The following is a 15,387-nucleotide window of genomic DNA, read 5'->3' on the forward strand; positions in this document are numbered from 1 at the left end:
CGACATGAAGCTGGACCTGCCGCCACTGAACGAACAGCGCGTGCTCGTGCTGGGCCTCGGAGACTCCGGTCTCGCGATGGCCCGCTGGTGCGCGCGCTTCGGTGCGCAGGTCACCGTGTGGGACTCGCGCGCGCAGCCGCCGCAGCTCGGCGCGCTGGGTGAGGCGGCCACGTTCATCACCGGTGAATTGACGGCCGAGATCGCCGCCGGCTTCAACGCGGTGCTGAAGAGCCCCGGCCTGTCGCCGCTGGACGCGCGTCTGAAGGCGGTCTATGAACACGGCCCGGCCGTGCGCGGCGAGCTAGACCTGTTCGCCGACGCACTCGCTGCGTTGAAGGCGCAGCACCGCTACGCGCCGGCCGTGCTGGCCATCACCGGCACCAACGGCAAGACGACGACGACCTGCATGACCGGCCTGCTCGTCGAATGCGCGGGCCGGCGCGTGGCCATCGCCGGCAACATCGGCCCGACGTTGATGGACACGTTGACCGAGGCCTTGGCGAAGGAGCCCGATCCGGCGCCCGTGCTGACGCCCGACGAGGTGATCGCGGCCGAGATCGAGGACGTGCCTGCCGAGGAAGCGGCCGCCGCCGAAGAAGCCGCTGCCGCCGTGCTGCCCGACGAGGACACGCCGCTACCCATAGCTCCACCGCCCCCGCGCGGCCCGGTGTTCGAGACGCTGCCCGAGGTCTGGGTGCTGGAGCTGTCCAGCTTCCAGCTCGACGGCGTGACGGGCTTCGAGCCCACCGCGGGTGCCCTCCTGAACCTGACGCAGGACCACCTCGACTGGCACGGTGACATGACGGCCTACGGCCGCGCCAAGGCGCGCATCTTCGGCCGTGGCATGGACAGCCCGACGGTCATCGTGTCCAACCGCGACGACGCCGAAGTCGAAGTCCTGGTGCCGCAGCCGGTGTTCGTGAAGGGCACGCGCGGCAAGCCCGGCCGCACGGTGTCGCGCCGCGTCGTGCGCTTCGGCCTGAACCCGCCGACGGCGCCGGGCGACTTCGGCCTGACGGAAGAGGGCGGCCTGGCCTGGCTGGTGCGCGCCCGCGAGCTGGACCCGACGATCAAGCGCAAAAAAGGCGACGAAGACGAGCCGCTGTCGATCCAGCGCCTGATGCCCGCCGACGCGCTGCGCGTGCGCGGCCGCCACAACGCCGCCAACGCGCTGGCGGCACTGGCGCTCGCGACGGCTGCCGGCTGCGAGCTGGCGCCCATGCTGCACGGCCTGCGCGAGTACCGCGGCGAGCCGCACCGCGTGGAGCCGGTGGGCGGCATCGAGGGCGTCGAGTTCTATGACGACAGCAAGGGCACCAACGTCGGCGCCACCGTGGCCGCCATCTCCGGCCTGGGCGCGGACCGCGCGCCGGCCAAGCTGGTGCTCATCCTCGGCGGCGACGGCAAGGGGCAGGACTTCTCCCCGCTGGCCGCCGGCGTGCAGCGCCACGCGCGCGCCGTCGCGCTGATCGGCCGTGACGCACCACAGATCGAGGCCGCGCTGGCCAGCACCGGCGTGCCCCTGCAGCGCCATGACACGCTCGAAGCCGCCACCGCGTGGTGCCTGGCGCAGGCCCAGCCTGGCGACAGCGTGCTGCTGTCGCCGGCGTGCGCGAGTCTGGACATGTTCAGGAACTACGCCCACCGCGCCGAGGTCTTCGTCGCGACGGTGCAGCAGTTGGCCGACGACCGCGGGGTGACGCTATGAGCGCAGCGCCGGGCCGCCCCAAGCAAGCTTGCTCCCGCTTGGCGGGACAGCGCGCAGCGCGAAGGGGGCATCAATGAACGCGGTGCTCAACGGCTTCACCGCCAAGCTGCAGTCGCTGTGGAAGCGCAGCGACGCCGAGTCCGCCGGCCCGGTGCCCGTGCGCGACTGGGTGGCCACGTCCGCCGGCCGGCCCACGCAGCTGCAGGGCTTCGACATCACGCTGGTCTGGGTGGTGCTGGCGCTGATGGCGCTGGGCCTGCTGATGGTCTATTCCGCATCCATCGCGATGCCGGACAACCCGCGCTTCGCCAAGTACATGCCGACGCATTTCCTGACGCGGCACCTCGTGGCCATCGGCTTCGGGCTGGTCGCCGGCCTCGTCACGGTGCAGATCCCCGTCGCGCTGTGGGAGCGTTACGCGCCGTGGGTGTTCGTCGTCGCGCTGGTGCTGCTGGTGGGCGTGCTGGTGCCGGGCATCGGCAAGGTCGTCTACGGCGCGCGGCGCTGGATTCCGCTGGGCGTCATGAACTTCCAGCCCAGCGAGCTGGCCAAGTTCGGCATCGCGCTGTACGCGGCCAACTACATGATGCGCAAGATGGACGCGCGGGAGAACTTCTTCCGCGCCGTCACGCCGATGGCGATCTCGCTGGCCTTCGTCGGCCTGCTGCTGCTGGCCGAGCCGGACATGGGCGCCTTCATGGTCATCGCTGCCATTGCGATGGGCATCCTGTTCCTGGGCGGCGTCAACGGCCGCATGTTCTTCCTGATCGTCGCGGTGCTGCTGGGCGCGTTCGTGCTGATGATCACGTTCAGCGAATTCCGGCGCGAGCGCATCTTTGCCTACCTGAACCCCTGGGACGAGAAGTACGCCCAGGGCAAGGCCTACCAGCTGACGCACAGCCTGATCGCCTTCGGGCGCGGTGAATGGTTCGGCCAGGGGCTGGGCGGCAGTGTCGAGAAGCTGCACTACCTGCCCGAGGCGCACACCGACTTCCTGCTCGCCGTCATCGGTGAGGAGCTGGGCTTCGCCGGCGTTGCCATCGTCATCCTGGCCTTCTTCTGGCTCACGCGCCGCTGCTTCCTCATCGGCCGCCAGGCCATCGCGCTGGACCGCGTGTTCGCCGGCCTGTACGCGCAGGGCATCGGCATCTGGATGGGCGGCCAGGCCTTCATCAACATGGGCGTGAACCTCGGCGCGCTGCCGACCAAGGGGCTGACGCTGCCGCTGATGAGCTTCGGTGGCTCGGCCATCCTGATGAACTGCGTCGCGCTGGCCGTTGTCTTGCGGATCGATCTTGAGAACCGCCAGATGATGAGGGGAGGGCGCTCGTGACGGATCGCCATCTCGTGGTCATGGCCGCCGGTACGGGCGGCCACGTCATTCCCGGCTTGGCCGTCGCCGAAGAAATGCAGCGCCGCGGCTGGACCGTGTCGTGGATAGGCACGCCGCACGGCATGGAGAACCGGCTCGTGCCGGCGCGTGGCATCGAGCTGGATGTGCTGCCGTTCGCCGGCCTGCGCGGCAAGGGCCTGAAGCACACGCTGCGCGGCATCGTCGGCTTCTTCAAGTCGCTGGGCGCCGCGCGCCGCGTCTATGACAGGCGCCGCGCGACGGCTGTGCTGGGCATGGGCGGCTACGTCTGCGTGCCGGCTGGCCTGTCGGCCGCGCTGACCGGCCGGCCGCTGATGCTCGTGAACGCCGACGCGGCCATGCTGAAGAGCAACTTCGCGCTGAAGCCGTTCGCGCGGTGCATCGCGTTCGGCTTCGACGGCGCGGCCGCCGCGTCCACGCGGGGGGCCATCGTCAGCGGCAACCCGGTGCGCGCCGAGATCGAGGCGCTGCCGTCGCCGGCCGAGCGCATGGCCGATCGCGTCGGGCCGCTGCGGCTGCTGGTGCTGGGCGGCTCGCTCGGCGCCCGCGCGCTGAACCAGGCGCTGCCGAAAGCGCTGGCGCTGTGGCCTGCCGAGCAGCGCCCGCAGGTGCTGCACCAGGCGGGGCAGGATCACCTCGGCGCCGTCTGGCAGGCCTACAGCGACGCCGGCCTGTCGGCCGAAGTGCGGCCGTTCATCGACGACATGGCCGCGGCGCTGGCCTGGGCAGATGTCGTCGTCTGCCGCGCCGGCGCCATCACCGTCAGCGAGTTGTGCGCCGCCGGCTGCGCAGCGGTGCTGGTGCCGCTGGTGGTCAGCACCACATCGCACCAGCGCGACAACGCCATCTTCATGACGCAGCACGGCGCGGCCATCCACCTGCCGCAGACGGCGCTGACGCCCGAGACGCTGCATGAACTGCTCGCCGGGCTGGACCGCGGCGCACTGCTGGCCATGGGTGAGAAGGCCCGCTCGCTGGCCCGGCCCCGCGCCGCGGCGCGCGTGGCCGATGAGATCGAAGGAATGTTGAAGTGAAGCACGCGGTTCAACGACTGCATTTCGTGGGCATCGGCGGCGCCGGCATGAGCGGCATCGCCGAGATCCTGCACAACCTGGGCTTCACGGTCAGCGGGTCGGACGCGGCCGAGAGCGCGACGACCGAGCGGCTGCGCTCGCTGGGCTTGCGTGTCGAGATCGGCCACGCGGCGCCGCACATCGGCGATGCGCAGGCGCTGGTCACGAGCACAGCGGTGGCGGCGGACAACCCCGAGGTGGTCGCTGCCCGTGCGCGCCACACGCCCGTCGTGCCGCGCGCGGTCATGCTGGCCGAGCTGATGCGGCTGCGCCGCGGCATCGCCATCGCCGGCACGCACGGCAAGACGACGACGACCTCGCTGGTCACGGCCATCCTCGTCGAAGCCGGGCTGGACCCGACCTTCGTCATCGGCGGCAAGCTCAATGCCGCCGGCGCGAACTCGCGCCTCGGTCGCGGCGAGTTCATCGTCGTCGAGGCGGACGAGAGCGACGCCTCCTTCCTGAAGCTCAGCCCGGTGCTGTCGGTCGTCACGAACATCGACGAAGACCACATGGACACCTACGGCCACTCGGTCGAGAAGCTGCATGCGGCCTTCATCGAGTTCCTGCACCGCATGCCGTTCTACGGCGCGGCCGTGGTCTGCGCCGACGATGCCGGCGTGCGGGCCATCCTGGGGCGCATCGAGCGGCCGGTCGTCAGCTACGGCCTGAACGAAGGCGCCAGCGTGCGGGCCGTCAACGTGCAGGCGCTGGCCGGCGCGCAGATGCGCTTCACCTGCCAGCGCGAGGACGCCGCCGACCTGGACGTGCTGCTGAACCTGGCCGGCGAGCACAACGTGCGCAACGCGCTGGCCGCCATCGCCATCGCGATGGAGCTGGGCTGCCCGGACGAGGCCATCCAGAAGGCGCTGGCCGGTTTCTCCGGCGTGGGCCGCCGCTTCGAGAAGCATGGCGAGTGGCCGGCCGCCGACGGTGGCCGCTTCACGCTGATCGACGACTACGGCCATCACCCGGTCGAGATGGCCGCCGTGCTGGCCGCCGCGCGTGGCGCCTACCCGGGCCAGCGTCTCGTGCTGGCGTTCCAGCCGCACCGCTACACGCGCACGCGCGACTGCTTCGCCGACTTCGTCCGCGTCATGCAGGGCGCCGACGTCGTGCTGCTGACCGAGGTGTATTCGGCCGGCGAGGCGCCGATCGAAGGCGCCACCGGCACCGCGCTCGCGCAGGCCGTGGGCACGCCGCATTTCGTCGCGACAGTGGCCGACATGCCCGCCGCGCTGGCCGCGCTGACGCGCGACGGCGATGTCGTCATCGGCATGGGCGCCGGCTCGATGAGCGCGTTGCCGCGGCTGGTGGCCGCCCATTTCCAAGGAGGTGCCGCATGAGCGCTCCCATCGACCTGAACATCGATGCCAAGGCCCTGGGCAAGGTGGCCGTGCTGTTCGGCGGCACGAGCGCCGAGCGGCCCGTGTCGTTGATGAGCGGCAACGGCGTGCTGGCCGCGCTGCGCTCCGCCGGCGTGAACGCCCACGTCTTCGACCCCGCTGAGCGCCCGCTGCAGGCGCTGAAGGACGAAGGCTTCGAGCGCGCCTTCATCGCGCTGCACGGCCGCGGCGGCGAAGACGGCACGCTGCAGGGCGCGCTGGAATGGCTGGGTATCCCCTACACCGGCTCCGGCGTGACGGCCTCCGGCGTCGCGATGGACAAGACGATGACCAAGCGCGTCTGGGGCACCGAGGGGCTGCCGACGCCGCAATACCTGGCACTGGCCCGCGCCGAACTGACGCGCGAGCGCATCCGCCAGATCCCCGACGAGCTGGGCCTGCCCGTCATCGTCAAGCCGCCGCACGAGGGCAGCAGCATCGGCATCACCAAGGCCATGGGCTACTCCGACATGCAGGGCGCCGTCGAGCTGGCGCTGGGCTTCGACGACGAGCTGCTGTTCGAGCAGTGCATCGAGGGCCCCGAAGTCACCTGCGCCGTGCTGGGCCAGGGCGAGTCGGCCGTGGCGCTGCCGGTGGTCGAGATCCGCGCCGAGGGCGGCGACTACAGCTACGAGAACAAGTACGTGTCCAACGACACCAAGTACCTGTTCGGCACGCTGCCGGCCGCGCTCGAAGCCGAGATCCAGCAACTGGTGCTGAAGGCCTACCGCCTGCTGGGCTGCCGCGGCTGGGGTCGCGCCGATCTGATGCTGCGCAAGGCCGACATGAAGCCCTTCCTGCTGGAGATGAACACCAGCCCGGGCATGACGTCGCACTCGCTGGTGCCCAAGGCGGCGCAGGCCGTCGGCATCGACTACCCGCAGCTGTGCCTGTGGCTGCTGTCGCAAGCGAGGCTGGACAAGAAGTGAACTCCGCTGTCGCCACCGCCGCGATGCCGCCCGACGTCCGCCTGATGAATGCGGTGTCGGCGCTGCTCGTCGTTGCGTTGCTGGCGACGGTGGCCTGGGGGTTGGTGCGCTGGGTGGTGCGGCTGCCGGCGTTCAACGTGCGCGCCATCCAGGTGGAGGGCGACGTCAGCCGCAACAGCGTCGCGTCGCTGCGCGCCAACGCGCTGCCGCGGCTGCACGGCTCCTTCCTCAGCATGAACCTGAAGGACGGCCGGGCCGCCTTCGAGTCCGTGCCGTGGGTGCGCCACGCGCAGCTGCAGCGCGTGTGGCCGATGCGGCTCAAGGTCAACCTGGAAGAGCACCGCGCCGCCGCCTACTGGGAGGCACGCACCGACGGCGCCGATGCGGCGACCGAGGCCACCGCCGAACGGGCGCTGGTCAACAGCTTCGGCGAAGTCTTCCAGGCCAACCTCGGCGACGTCGAGGACGAGAACCTGCCCGTGCTGGCCGGCCCGGCCCATGCCGCTGGCGCCATGCTGCAGATGTGGCGGGCGCTGTCGCCGGCGGCCGAGAAGCTGGGCGAGGGCATCGAGCGCCTCGACCTGTCCGGCCGCGGCTCCTGGCGCGCGACGCTGGGCAGCGGCGCCGTCATCGAGCTGGGCCGCGGCGGCGAATCCGACGTCGTCGACCGCTTCGGCCGCTTCGCCAACTCCATCTCGCAGGTCACGGCGACCTACCGCAGCCCGCTGCTGACCGCCGACCTGCGCCACGCCGACGGCTACGCGGTCAGGCTGCGCGGCGTGACGACGACACAAACTCCGGGTAAACCCGTAAATAGAAAACGTTGAGGACGGACATGGCCAAGGAATACAAGGATTTGGTCGTCGGGCTGGATATCGGGACCGCCAAGATCATGGCCGTGGTGGCCGAGGTTTTGCCGGGCGGTGAATTGCGGATTGCCGGCCTGGGCGTGGCGCCCTCGCATGGCTTGAAGCGCGGCGTCGTCGTCAATATCGACGCGACCGTGCAGTCCATCCAACAGGCCCTCAAAGAGGCCGAAATGATGGCCGATTGCAAAATCTCCCGGGTTTATACGGGGATCACCGGCAGCCATATCCGCGGCCAGAACTCCACCGGCATGGTCATCGTGCGCGACAAGGAGGTCACGCCGGTCGATGTGACCCGCGTCGTCGAAACCGCCAAGGCCATCAATATTCCCAACGACCAGCGGCTGCTGCTGGTCGAGCCGCAGGAATTCGTCATCGACGGCCACGAGGTCAAGGAACCCATCGGCATGAGCGGCGGCCGGCTGGAGGTCAAGGTCCATATCGTGACCGGCGCCCAAAGTGCTGCCGAAAACATCGTCAAGTGCGTGCGGCGCTGCGGTTTGGAGGTCGACCAGCTGGTTTTGAACCCGAGCGCCTCGAGCCACGCCGCGCTGACTGCCGACGAGCGCGACCTGGGGGTGGCGCTGGTGGATATCGGCGCCGGCACGACGGATGTCGCGATATTCACCGGCGGCTCCATCCGCCATACCGCCGTCATCCCGATCGCCGGTGACCTGATCACGTCCGATATCGCGATGGCGCTGCGCACGCCGACCAAGGATGCCGAGGAAATCAAGGTCGAATATGGCGTCGCCAAGCAGCTGCTGGCCGACCCGTCCGACCAGGTGGAAGTGCCCGGTCTGGGTGACCGCAGCCCCCGCATGCTGTCCAAGCAGGCGCTGGCCGGCGTCATCGAGCCGCGCGTCGAGGAAATCTTTTCCCTCGTGCACCAGGTCATCCGCGAGAGCGGGTATGAGGAATTGCTGTCCTCGGGGATTGTGCTGACCGGCGGATCGGCGGTCATGCCCGGCATGGTGGAACTGGCCGAGGATATTTTTCTGAAACCTGTCCGCCGCGGCCTGCCGACTTATTCCGGCGCGCTGTACGACATGGTTGCCAACCCCCGTTCCGCCACCGTCATGGGATTGTTGGAGGAAGCGCGGCTGTCGCGCAGCCGAGGTTTCAAGGCGGCACAGCAGGCGGGCTCCGTGCAAACCCTGCTCGGCCGCATCAAGGATTGGTTCATGGGGAATTTTTGACCCCCCAAAACCACGGTCTGCCACGAAAAAGTTGTTTCAGCAACTAGTCATTCATTCTGTGCCGCGGCACAATTGCACCAGTTAGGAGGTTTCATATGCCCATCGAGATGATCGAAGAGTTTGACCAAGGCACCCAAATCAAGGTGATCGGGGTTGGTGGCGGCGGCGGCAACGCCGTGGACCACATGATCGCCCAGGGCGTCCAGGGCGTCGAATTCATCTGCGCCAATACCGATGCACAGGCATTGAACCGCTCCAAGGCCGACCAATTGCTGCAACTCGGCTCTACCGGCCTGGGCGCTGGCGCCAAACCCGAAATGGGCAAGTCGGCGGCCGAGGAGGCCGAATCCCGCATTCGTGAATCGATTGCCGGCGCCAATATGCTGTTCATCACCGCCGGCATGGGCGGCGGTACCGGTACGGGCGCGGCGCCCGTGATTGCGCGCGTTGCCAAGGAAATGGGCATCCTGACGGTGGGCGTCGTCACCAAGCCGTTCGAATTCGAAGGCGGCCGCCGCCTGAAGGCCGCCGACGCCGGCCTGGCCGAACTGGAGGCAAATGTCGACTCGCTGATCGTCGTGCTGAACGACAGGCTGCTGGACGTGCTGGGCGACGACGTCACGCAGGATCAGGCCTTTGCGCATGCCAATGACGTGCTGAAGAACGCCGTTGGCGGCATTTCCGACATCATCCACATCCCGGGCCTGGTCAACGTCGACTTCGAAGACGTGAAGACGGTGATGAGCGAACCGGGCAAGGCCATGATGGGTACGGCGCAAGCCACCGGCCCGGACCGCGCCGCCAAGGCTGCCGAAGCCGCCGTCGCCTGCCCGCTGCTGGAGGGGATCGACCTGTCCGGCGCGCGTGGCGTGCTGGTGCTCATCGCTGCCGGCCGCAGCAACTTCAAGCTGAGCGAGTCCAAGAACGCGATGAACGCCATCAAGCGTTACGCGTCGGACGACGCCCACATCATCTACGGCACCGCCTACGACGAAAGCCTGGGCGACGCGCTGCGCGTGACCGTCATTGCCACCGGCCTGACCGCCGGCCGCGCGCGCCAGCAGGCGCCGCTGCAGGTGGTGCAGACCCAGCAGGTCGTGCGCAACGGCACCGACGGCATGGCCATGCCCGTGCTGACTCATGCCGTGGCCATGGGCCAGGCCGCCACGCCGACGGCGGCGCAGGCCAACGTCGGCCTGGGCCTGGGCGACTTCGCCAATGCCAACGTGCCGAGCGTGTGGCGCCATGGCCGTTCGGGCAGCGCGGCTGCGAAGGTGGAGGCGCTGTCGTCCAACGGCATGGACGAGATCGAGATCCCGGCCTTCCTGCGCAAGCAGGCCGACTGAGATCGCGAGCTGGAACCAGCAAGGGCGGGCCGACGGGCCCGCCCTTTTTTGCTTTCAGGACGCGCGAACGACGGCCGTGGGCCTGCCCCAGCCCGACAGCAGGGCCAGCACGCCGCCGCCGGCCAGCACGGCGGCCAGCGCATCCATGCGGGCCATCGGCAGCGTGGCGGCCACCGTCGTCAACAGCGCCGCTGCGGCCATCTGCAGAAAGCCCAGCAGCGCCGAGGCTTGCCCGGCCTGCGACGCGAACGGCGTCAGCGCCAGCGCCGTGCCGGTGGGCGACACCAGGCCCATGCCGAACAGGAACACGCAGCCCGCCGCGGCGAAGCCGGTCAGGCCGGCCGCCTGGCTCATGAGCGTAAGCAGCCCGCCGGCCACGGCCAGCGTCGCCCCCAGCTTCAGCACCGCGGGCGCACCCCAGCGGGCCGTCCAGCGCGGCGCCGTCTGCCCGGCGGCGAAGACGACGAAGACCGTCGCAGCGAAGAACAGGCCCACCTGCAGCGCCGAGAAACCGAAGCGGTGCAACAGCACCAGCGGCGCCGTGCCGAAGAACGCGAACAGCGCGCCGAGGATGGTGGCCGTGGCCAGCGCGGGCCGCATGAAGCGGGCGTCGCGTAGCAGCGCGACGTAGCCACGCGCCAGCGCCCCGGCCGGCTGGTGTCGGCGCCGCTCGGCGGGCAGCGTTTCGCCGACGATGCGCACGTAGGCCAGCGCCAGCGCCAGGCCCGCGATCACCAGCACGGCGAACAGCGCGCGCCAGCCGGCCGCCGCCTGCACCAGCCCGCCCAGCAGCGGCGAGAAGCCCGGCGCCGCGGCCATGACGACCATGATGCGACCCAGCAGCGCCGCGAGCTGCGGCCCCTCGAAGCGGTCCCGCGCGGCGGCCCGCGCCAGCACCGACGCGGCGGCCACGCCCACGGCCTGCAGCACGCGGCCGGTGAGCAGCAGCGGCAGCGTCATCGCGAACGTGCCGACGGCGCTGCCGGCGATGAACACGGCCAGCCCGCCCAGCACCACGGGCCGGCGGCCGATGCGGTCCGACAGCGGCCCGGCGATCAGCTGCGCCAGCGCGAACACGGCCAGGAACAGGCCCAGCGCCGCCGCCGTCAGCCGCGCCTCGTCGATGGCCAGCGACCGCGCGATGACGGGCAGCGACGGCAGCAGGATGTTGGTGGACAGCGTCGCCAGCGCGGACAGCGCGGCCAGCGTCAGCAGCCAGGCGCGCGGCACGGCGTTCATGCGTCGGCCCCGGCGATGAAGGCCACGCTGCGCGCGATGACCGCGGCGTCGGCCAGCAGCCGGCGGTGGCCCAGGCCCGACACCGGCGCGAGGTGCGAGCCGGCCCACGCCGCGTGCAGCGCCTCGGACGCGGCGAACAGCACGGTGCGGTCCTCGGGGTCGTGCACGATGAGGCCGGGGTGGCGCAGGCCGTGCTGCAGCCGTTCCAGATCGACGTTCGCGATGGGCGTGCCGATGAAGCGCTCCACCCAGCCGGCGAAGGCGGCCGCGTCGGCGGGCGCCAGGCCGTGGGCGCGCGCCAGGCCCTGCACCATGGGCGTCAGCGACGACGGCCCGGCCAGGTGCACGCTGCGCTGCACCGCCCGCCCGTGCGCAAAGGCCAGCAGCGCCGCGGCCGACCCCATCGAGTGGCCGATGACACCGTGCACTTCGCCGAGGTCCGCCATCACCGCTCGCAGCGCCCGGCCCGCATGCACGACGCTGGCTGCATGGCCGCCGCTGTCGCCATGGCCCGGCAGGTCGAACAGCGTCACCGAGAAGCCGGCTGCCACCAGCGGGCGCGCGAAGCCCAGCAGGTGCGAGCCCCGGCTGTTCCAGCCATGAACGAGCACAACACGCGGGCCGCTGCCCAGCGTCCAGCGCGCGAGCTTGATGCCTTCGTGATGCAGCGGCGGCTGCGCGGCAGCGGCCAGTGCCGCGCGCTCGTCGGCGGTGGGCGCAACGCGCTCGGGCGTCGAGAACGCGTGGCGGGCGGCGGCCAGGTGGCCGTCGGCCCGGGCCGCGAGCGGCGCGGCGAGGGCGGCGGAGGCGGGCGAGGAGGGCATGGCGTCTCCCGGTGCTCAGGCGTAGGCGGGCGCGGCGGTGGACAGGCTGTGCTTGACCTGGCGGCTGATGTCGTCGGCCAGCACCTCGATGGCGCCGTCCGCCACGCCCTGCAGCGCCAGGCGGGCCACGTCGGCGGGCGCGGACTTGGGTGCGTCCAGGCCGCGCGTCATGTCGGTGTCCATGTAGCCCACGTGCAGGCTGGTCACCTGCGTGCCCTGGGCCTTCAGCTCGGCACGCAGGCCGTTGCTGAGCGCCCAGGCCGCGGCCTTGCTGGCGCTGTAGGGCGCCAGGCCCGGCAGCGTCAGCCAGCTCAGCACCGACAGCACGTTCAGCACCGCGCCGCCGCCGTTGGCCTGCAGCACCGGCGCGAAGGCCTGCGCCAGCGCCCAGACGCCGAACACATTGGTCTCGAAGTGATGGCGAGCGGTGGCGATGGCGTCGGCGGCCAGCACGCCGGCGCCCTGCGACACGCCGGCGTTGTTGATGAGCAGCGTCACGTCGGCGCACTGCGCGGCCGCGGCAGCCACCTGGGCGGGGTCGGTCACGTCCAGCTTGACGGGCACGACACCGGCCAGGTCGATGGCGGCCGGGTCGCGTGCGGCCGCGTAGACCTTGGCGGCGCCGGCGGCCAGCGCGGCCTCGGCAAAGGCGCGGCCCAGGCCGCGGTTGGCACCGGTGACGAAGACGACGGCGTTCTTGAGCTGCATGGCAATTCCTTCTTGATCGGTTTATTCATGTCGACTGACATGATTGATATAAATGTCATGCAACATATAAAATCCGTCAAGCCCGTCCCGAAAGACCCCAGGAAGCCGACATGAAGGTCACCCGCGCCCAGGCCGAAGAAAACCGCGAACGCATCCTCGACAACGCCGCGCAGCTGTTCCGTGAGCGCGGCTTCGACGGCATCGGCCTGAACGACCTGATGCAGTCCGCCGGGCTGACGCGCGGCGGCTTCTACGGTCATTTCGAGTCCAAGGACGACCTGGCCGCCCAGGCCACCCAGCGCGCGCTGCAGGCCAACCGCGCGCAGTGGAAGACGCAGACCGAACGCAGCCTGCAGGCCTGGGTGAAGACTTACCTGTCCGACGCCCACCGCGACCACCCCGGCGCCGGCTGCGGCCTCGCGGCGCTGGCCGGCGATGCCGCCCGCTGCGGGCCGGCGGTGAAGGGCGTGTTCGCCGAGGGCGTGGAGAGCCTGGTGGCAACGCTGCAGGGCCAGATGCCCGGTGGCGATGACGCTGCGCGGCGCGAGCAGGCGCTGGCGATGCTGTCCACGTTAATGGGGTCGCTGCTGCTGTCGCGCGCGGTGGGCGACGCCGGACTGTCGCGCGAGCTGCGCGAGGCCGCGCGCCGCGTGCTGCCGGCCGGCGGCTGAGCGGTCGCCCGCCGGGGGCGGGCGGTACGTGCCGGCGCACCCCCTGTGGCATGCTCGCGCCCCATGTCGACGCCTAGAAGATCTTGCAGGCATGCCTGAGCTTGGCCTGCTGCTGCGCCGCTGGCTGGTGCTGATGCTGCTGGGCGCCTGCGCCATGGTGCAGGCTCAGCGCCTGCCTCAGCCCACGTCCCGGCACGCGGGCGACGAGGCCGCACCCGCGGAGCTGGCCACCACCGCCTGGCGGCGCGACCAGCTGGACGCCTGGTGGAGCGCGCTGCGCCGCCAGTCGCTGGCCACCAGCGACCAGCTGGCGCTGCCCGCCGACCTGCTGCCGCCCGAGGCCGCCGCGGCCTGGCAGCCGGTGGCCATGCCCGACGTGCGCGCCCGCCCCGGCGCTGCCGTCGTCAACGATTCGCGCGGCTACGAGATGCGCTGGTACCGGCTGCACCTGCCGGCCGGCATCGACGAACCCCAGGCGCTGTACCTGCCGCGGCTGGTGACGCTGTCGGCCGCCGTGCTGGCGCGCCACCCCGGCGGCGGCTGGCGGCTGCTGCTGGACAACCAGCATGCCGAACGCGAGCAGTGGGCGCAGCCGCTGTGGCTGCCGCTGCATGCCACGGGCACCGAGGGGCTGGAGCTGGTCGTCGCGCTGCCGGTGCCGGCGGGCAGCTACCACGCGGTGTCGCGCATCTGGCTGGGCCCGCGCGATGTGCTGGAGAAACGCTGGCAGTGGCGCGTGCGCATGCAGGCCGGCCTGCCGCAGGCCGTCAGCCTGACGCTGGCCGTGCTGGGCCTGTTCGCGCTGACGCTGTGGCTGCGCCGGCCCGATGAGGCCATCTACGGGCTGTTCGCCGCCGCCGCAGCGGCCTGGATGGTGCGCAACCTGCACTACTACGTCAGCCTGCCGGCCTCCACCGTGGGGCAGGACTGGTTCTGGTGGGTCACGCATGCGTCCATGGCCTGGGTCATGGTGACGGCGCTGCTGTTCGCGCTGCGCTTCGCGCGCCGGCGCGCGCGCTGGCTGGAGCGCGGGCTGGTGGCGGCGGTGGTGGTGGTCAGCGTCGTCAGCATGCCGCTGTGGTTGCGCCAGATCGACATGGTGGTGCTGCAGTACGGCGTGACGGCCGCGGTCGCCGCCGTCGGCACGCTGTGGCTGGCGCTGCTGGCCTGGCGCGAGCGCTGCACCGAGCTGCGCGTGATGGCGCTGGCGCTGCTCGTCGCCGTGGCCATCGGCGGGCACGACCTGGCCGTGCTGGCCGGCTGGGCCTGGCCCGAGCACTTCTTCTGGCTGCCGTTCGCGACGCTGACCGTCATGCTGAGCTTCCTGCACGCCGTGCAGCGCCGCTACGTCGGCGCCGTCGAGCAGGTGCAGGCCGAGAACAGCCAGCTGCAGGAAGACCTGGACGAGCAGGTTTCCGTGCTGCAGGCGCAGAACGCGCAGCTGCGCGAGGTCGAGCGCCAGCAGGCGCTGCTGCTGGAGCGCCAGCGCATCATGGCCGACATGCACGACGGCCTGGGCTCGTCGCTGCTGTCGGCCTTGGTGGCGATGGAGCAGGGCAGCATGTCGCACGAGCAATGCGTGGAGGTGCTGCGCGAATGCGTGGACGACCTGCGGCTGGTCATCGATTCGCTGGAGCCTGTGGGCCACGACCTGGTGTCGCTGCTGGCGACCATGCGCTATCGCCTGGGCAAGCGGCTGCAGACCGGCGGCCTCAAGCTGGACTGGGACGTGCAGGACCTGCCGCCGCTGGCCTGGCTGGAGCCGCCCGATGCGCTGCATGTGCTGCGGCTGATGCAGGAGGCGCTGAACAACGTGCTCAAGCATGCCGGCGCCAGCCGCGTGCGCATGGTCACGCGCCACCACGGCAGCTACGTCGAGATCCGCGTGGAAGACGACGGCGCCGGCTTCGACCTGCAGAGCATCCAGCATGGCCGCGGTCTGAAGAGCCAGATCAAGCGCGCCCAGCGCCTGGGCGGCAAGCTGCGCATCGATTCCTCGCCAGGCCATGGCACCAGGCTATCGCTGCGATTGCCCGTGGAGCGCAAAGGCGGGGCCTGATGCTGGGA

General features: G+C 70.8%; 13 protein-coding genes. 10 read left to right on the forward strand and 3 right to left on the reverse strand.

The genetic code is table 11. The annotated features are described in order from the left end of the window. Nucleotides 1-4 precede the first annotated feature (4 nt). The 8 genes from murD to ftsZ all read left to right on the forward strand — a co-directional run bounded on the left by murD (nt 5) and on the right by ftsZ (nt 9,878). Nucleotides 5-1,708 carry a UDP-N-acetylmuramoyl-L-alanine--D-glutamate ligase gene (gene murD / locus AC1Q7O_RS00125; protein WP_492660293.1) on the forward strand — a complete coding sequence of 568 codons (1,704 nt, stop codon included), beginning with the start codon at nt 5-7 and terminating at the stop codon, nt 1,706-1,708. Between the two features lie 73 nt (nt 1,709-1,781). Next, nucleotides 1,782-3,041: a putative lipid II flippase FtsW gene (gene ftsW / locus AC1Q7O_RS00130; RefSeq protein ID WP_492660292.1), complete on the forward strand. Its 1,260-nt coding sequence runs from the start codon at nt 1,782-1,784 to the stop codon at nt 3,039-3,041. Beyond that, nucleotides 3,038-4,114, forward strand: coding sequence for an undecaprenyldiphospho-muramoylpentapeptide beta-N-acetylglucosaminyltransferase (gene murG / locus AC1Q7O_RS00135; RefSeq protein ID WP_492660291.1), 1,077 nt, complete (start codon nt 3,038-3,040; stop codon nt 4,112-4,114). The genes ftsW and murG overlap by 4 nt, the downstream gene beginning before the upstream one ends. Beyond that, nucleotides 4,111-5,499, forward strand: a complete 1,389-nt coding sequence (gene murC, locus AC1Q7O_RS00140) for a UDP-N-acetylmuramate--L-alanine ligase (protein ID WP_492660290.1) — start codon at nt 4,111-4,113, stop codon at nt 5,497-5,499. Before murG ends, murC begins: the two co-directional genes overlap by 4 nt. Beyond that, nucleotides 5,496-6,467 carry a D-alanine--D-alanine ligase gene (locus AC1Q7O_RS00145; RefSeq protein ID WP_492660289.1) on the forward strand — a complete coding sequence of 324 codons (972 nt, stop codon included), beginning with the start codon at nt 5,496-5,498 and terminating at the stop codon, nt 6,465-6,467. The genes murC and AC1Q7O_RS00145 overlap by 4 nt, the downstream gene beginning before the upstream one ends. Beyond that, complete coding sequence (locus AC1Q7O_RS00150) at nt 6,464-7,294, forward strand: cell division protein FtsQ/DivIB (protein WP_492660288.1); 831 nt, start codon at nt 6,464-6,466, stop codon at nt 7,292-7,294. The genes AC1Q7O_RS00145 and AC1Q7O_RS00150 overlap by 4 nt, the downstream gene beginning before the upstream one ends. A gap of 8 nt (nt 7,295-7,302) precedes the next feature. Then, nucleotides 7,303-8,532, forward strand: a complete 1,230-nt coding sequence (gene ftsA / locus AC1Q7O_RS00155) for a cell division protein FtsA (RefSeq protein ID WP_394512934.1) — start codon at nt 7,303-7,305, stop codon at nt 8,530-8,532. 95 nt (nt 8,533-8,627) lie between these two features. Continuing rightward, on the forward strand, nt 8,628-9,878 hold the full coding sequence (gene ftsZ, locus AC1Q7O_RS00160) for a cell division protein FtsZ (RefSeq protein ID WP_492660287.1): 1,251 nt from the start codon (nt 8,628-8,630) through the stop codon (nt 9,876-9,878). A gap of 54 nt (nt 9,879-9,932) precedes the next feature. On the opposite strand, the gene AC1Q7O_RS00165 is transcribed toward ftsZ, so the two are convergent. From AC1Q7O_RS00165 to AC1Q7O_RS00175, 3 genes are read right to left on the reverse strand one after another with little or no spacing between them, the layout of a single operon-like run. After that, nucleotides 9,933-11,117 (reverse strand): Bcr/CflA family efflux MFS transporter, encoded by a 1,185-nt coding sequence (locus AC1Q7O_RS00165; protein WP_492660286.1) that lies wholly within the window; start codon nt 11,115-11,117, stop codon nt 9,933-9,935. After that, nucleotides 11,114-11,941: an alpha/beta hydrolase gene (locus AC1Q7O_RS00170; RefSeq protein ID WP_492660285.1), complete on the reverse strand. Its 828-nt coding sequence runs from the start codon at nt 11,939-11,941 to the stop codon at nt 11,114-11,116. Before AC1Q7O_RS00170 ends, AC1Q7O_RS00165 begins: the two co-directional genes overlap by 4 nt. Nucleotides 11,942-11,956: 15 nt before the next feature. Beyond that, nucleotides 11,957-12,649 (reverse strand): SDR family oxidoreductase, encoded by a 693-nt coding sequence (locus tag AC1Q7O_RS00175; RefSeq protein ID WP_492660284.1) that lies wholly within the window; start codon nt 12,647-12,649, stop codon nt 11,957-11,959. A gap of 110 nt (nt 12,650-12,759) precedes the next feature. On the opposite strand from AC1Q7O_RS00175, the gene AC1Q7O_RS00180 reads away from it, so the two are divergent. Then, entirely contained in the window at nt 12,760-13,320 is a 561-nt protein-coding gene (locus AC1Q7O_RS00180) for a TetR/AcrR family transcriptional regulator (RefSeq protein WP_492660283.1), read from the forward strand. Between the two features lie 91 nt (nt 13,321-13,411). Beyond that, nucleotides 13,412-15,379: a sensor histidine kinase gene (locus tag AC1Q7O_RS00185; RefSeq protein ID WP_492660282.1), complete on the forward strand. Its 1,968-nt coding sequence runs from the start codon at nt 13,412-13,414 to the stop codon at nt 15,377-15,379. Nucleotides 15,380-15,387: the final 8 nt, after the last annotated feature.

The sequence above is a fragment of the Roseateles sp. GW823-FHT07B05 genome (assembly GCF_058794515.1).

Coding starts and splice junctions, on each gene's coding strand:
- murD (WP_492660293.1), top strand. CDS start 5: ATGAAGCTGGACCTGCCGCCACTGAACGAACAGCGCGTGCTCGTGCTG.
- ftsW (WP_492660292.1), top strand. CDS start 1,782: ATGAACGCGGTGCTCAACGGCTTCACCGCCAAGCTGCAGTCGCTGTGG.
- AC1Q7O_RS00145 (WP_492660289.1), top strand. CDS start 5,496: ATGAGCGCTCCCATCGACCTGAACATCGATGCCAAGGCCCTGGGCAAG.
- ftsA (WP_394512934.1), top strand. CDS start 7,303: ATGGCCAAGGAATACAAGGATTTGGTCGTCGGGCTGGATATCGGGACC.
- ftsZ (WP_492660287.1), top strand. CDS start 8,628: ATGCCCATCGAGATGATCGAAGAGTTTGACCAAGGCACCCAAATCAAG.
- AC1Q7O_RS00165 (WP_492660286.1), bottom strand. CDS start 11,117: ATGAACGCCGTGCCGCGCGCCTGGCTGCTGACGCTGGCCGCGCTGTCC.
- AC1Q7O_RS00170 (WP_492660285.1), bottom strand. CDS start 11,941: ATGCCCTCCTCGCCCGCCTCCGCCGCCCTCGCCGCGCCGCTCGCGGCC.
- AC1Q7O_RS00175 (WP_492660284.1), bottom strand. CDS start 12,649: ATGCAGCTCAAGAACGCCGTCGTCTTCGTCACCGGTGCCAACCGCGGC.
- AC1Q7O_RS00180 (WP_492660283.1), top strand. CDS start 12,760: ATGAAGGTCACCCGCGCCCAGGCCGAAGAAAACCGCGAACGCATCCTC.
- AC1Q7O_RS00185 (WP_492660282.1), top strand. CDS start 13,412: ATGCCTGAGCTTGGCCTGCTGCTGCGCCGCTGGCTGGTGCTGATGCTG.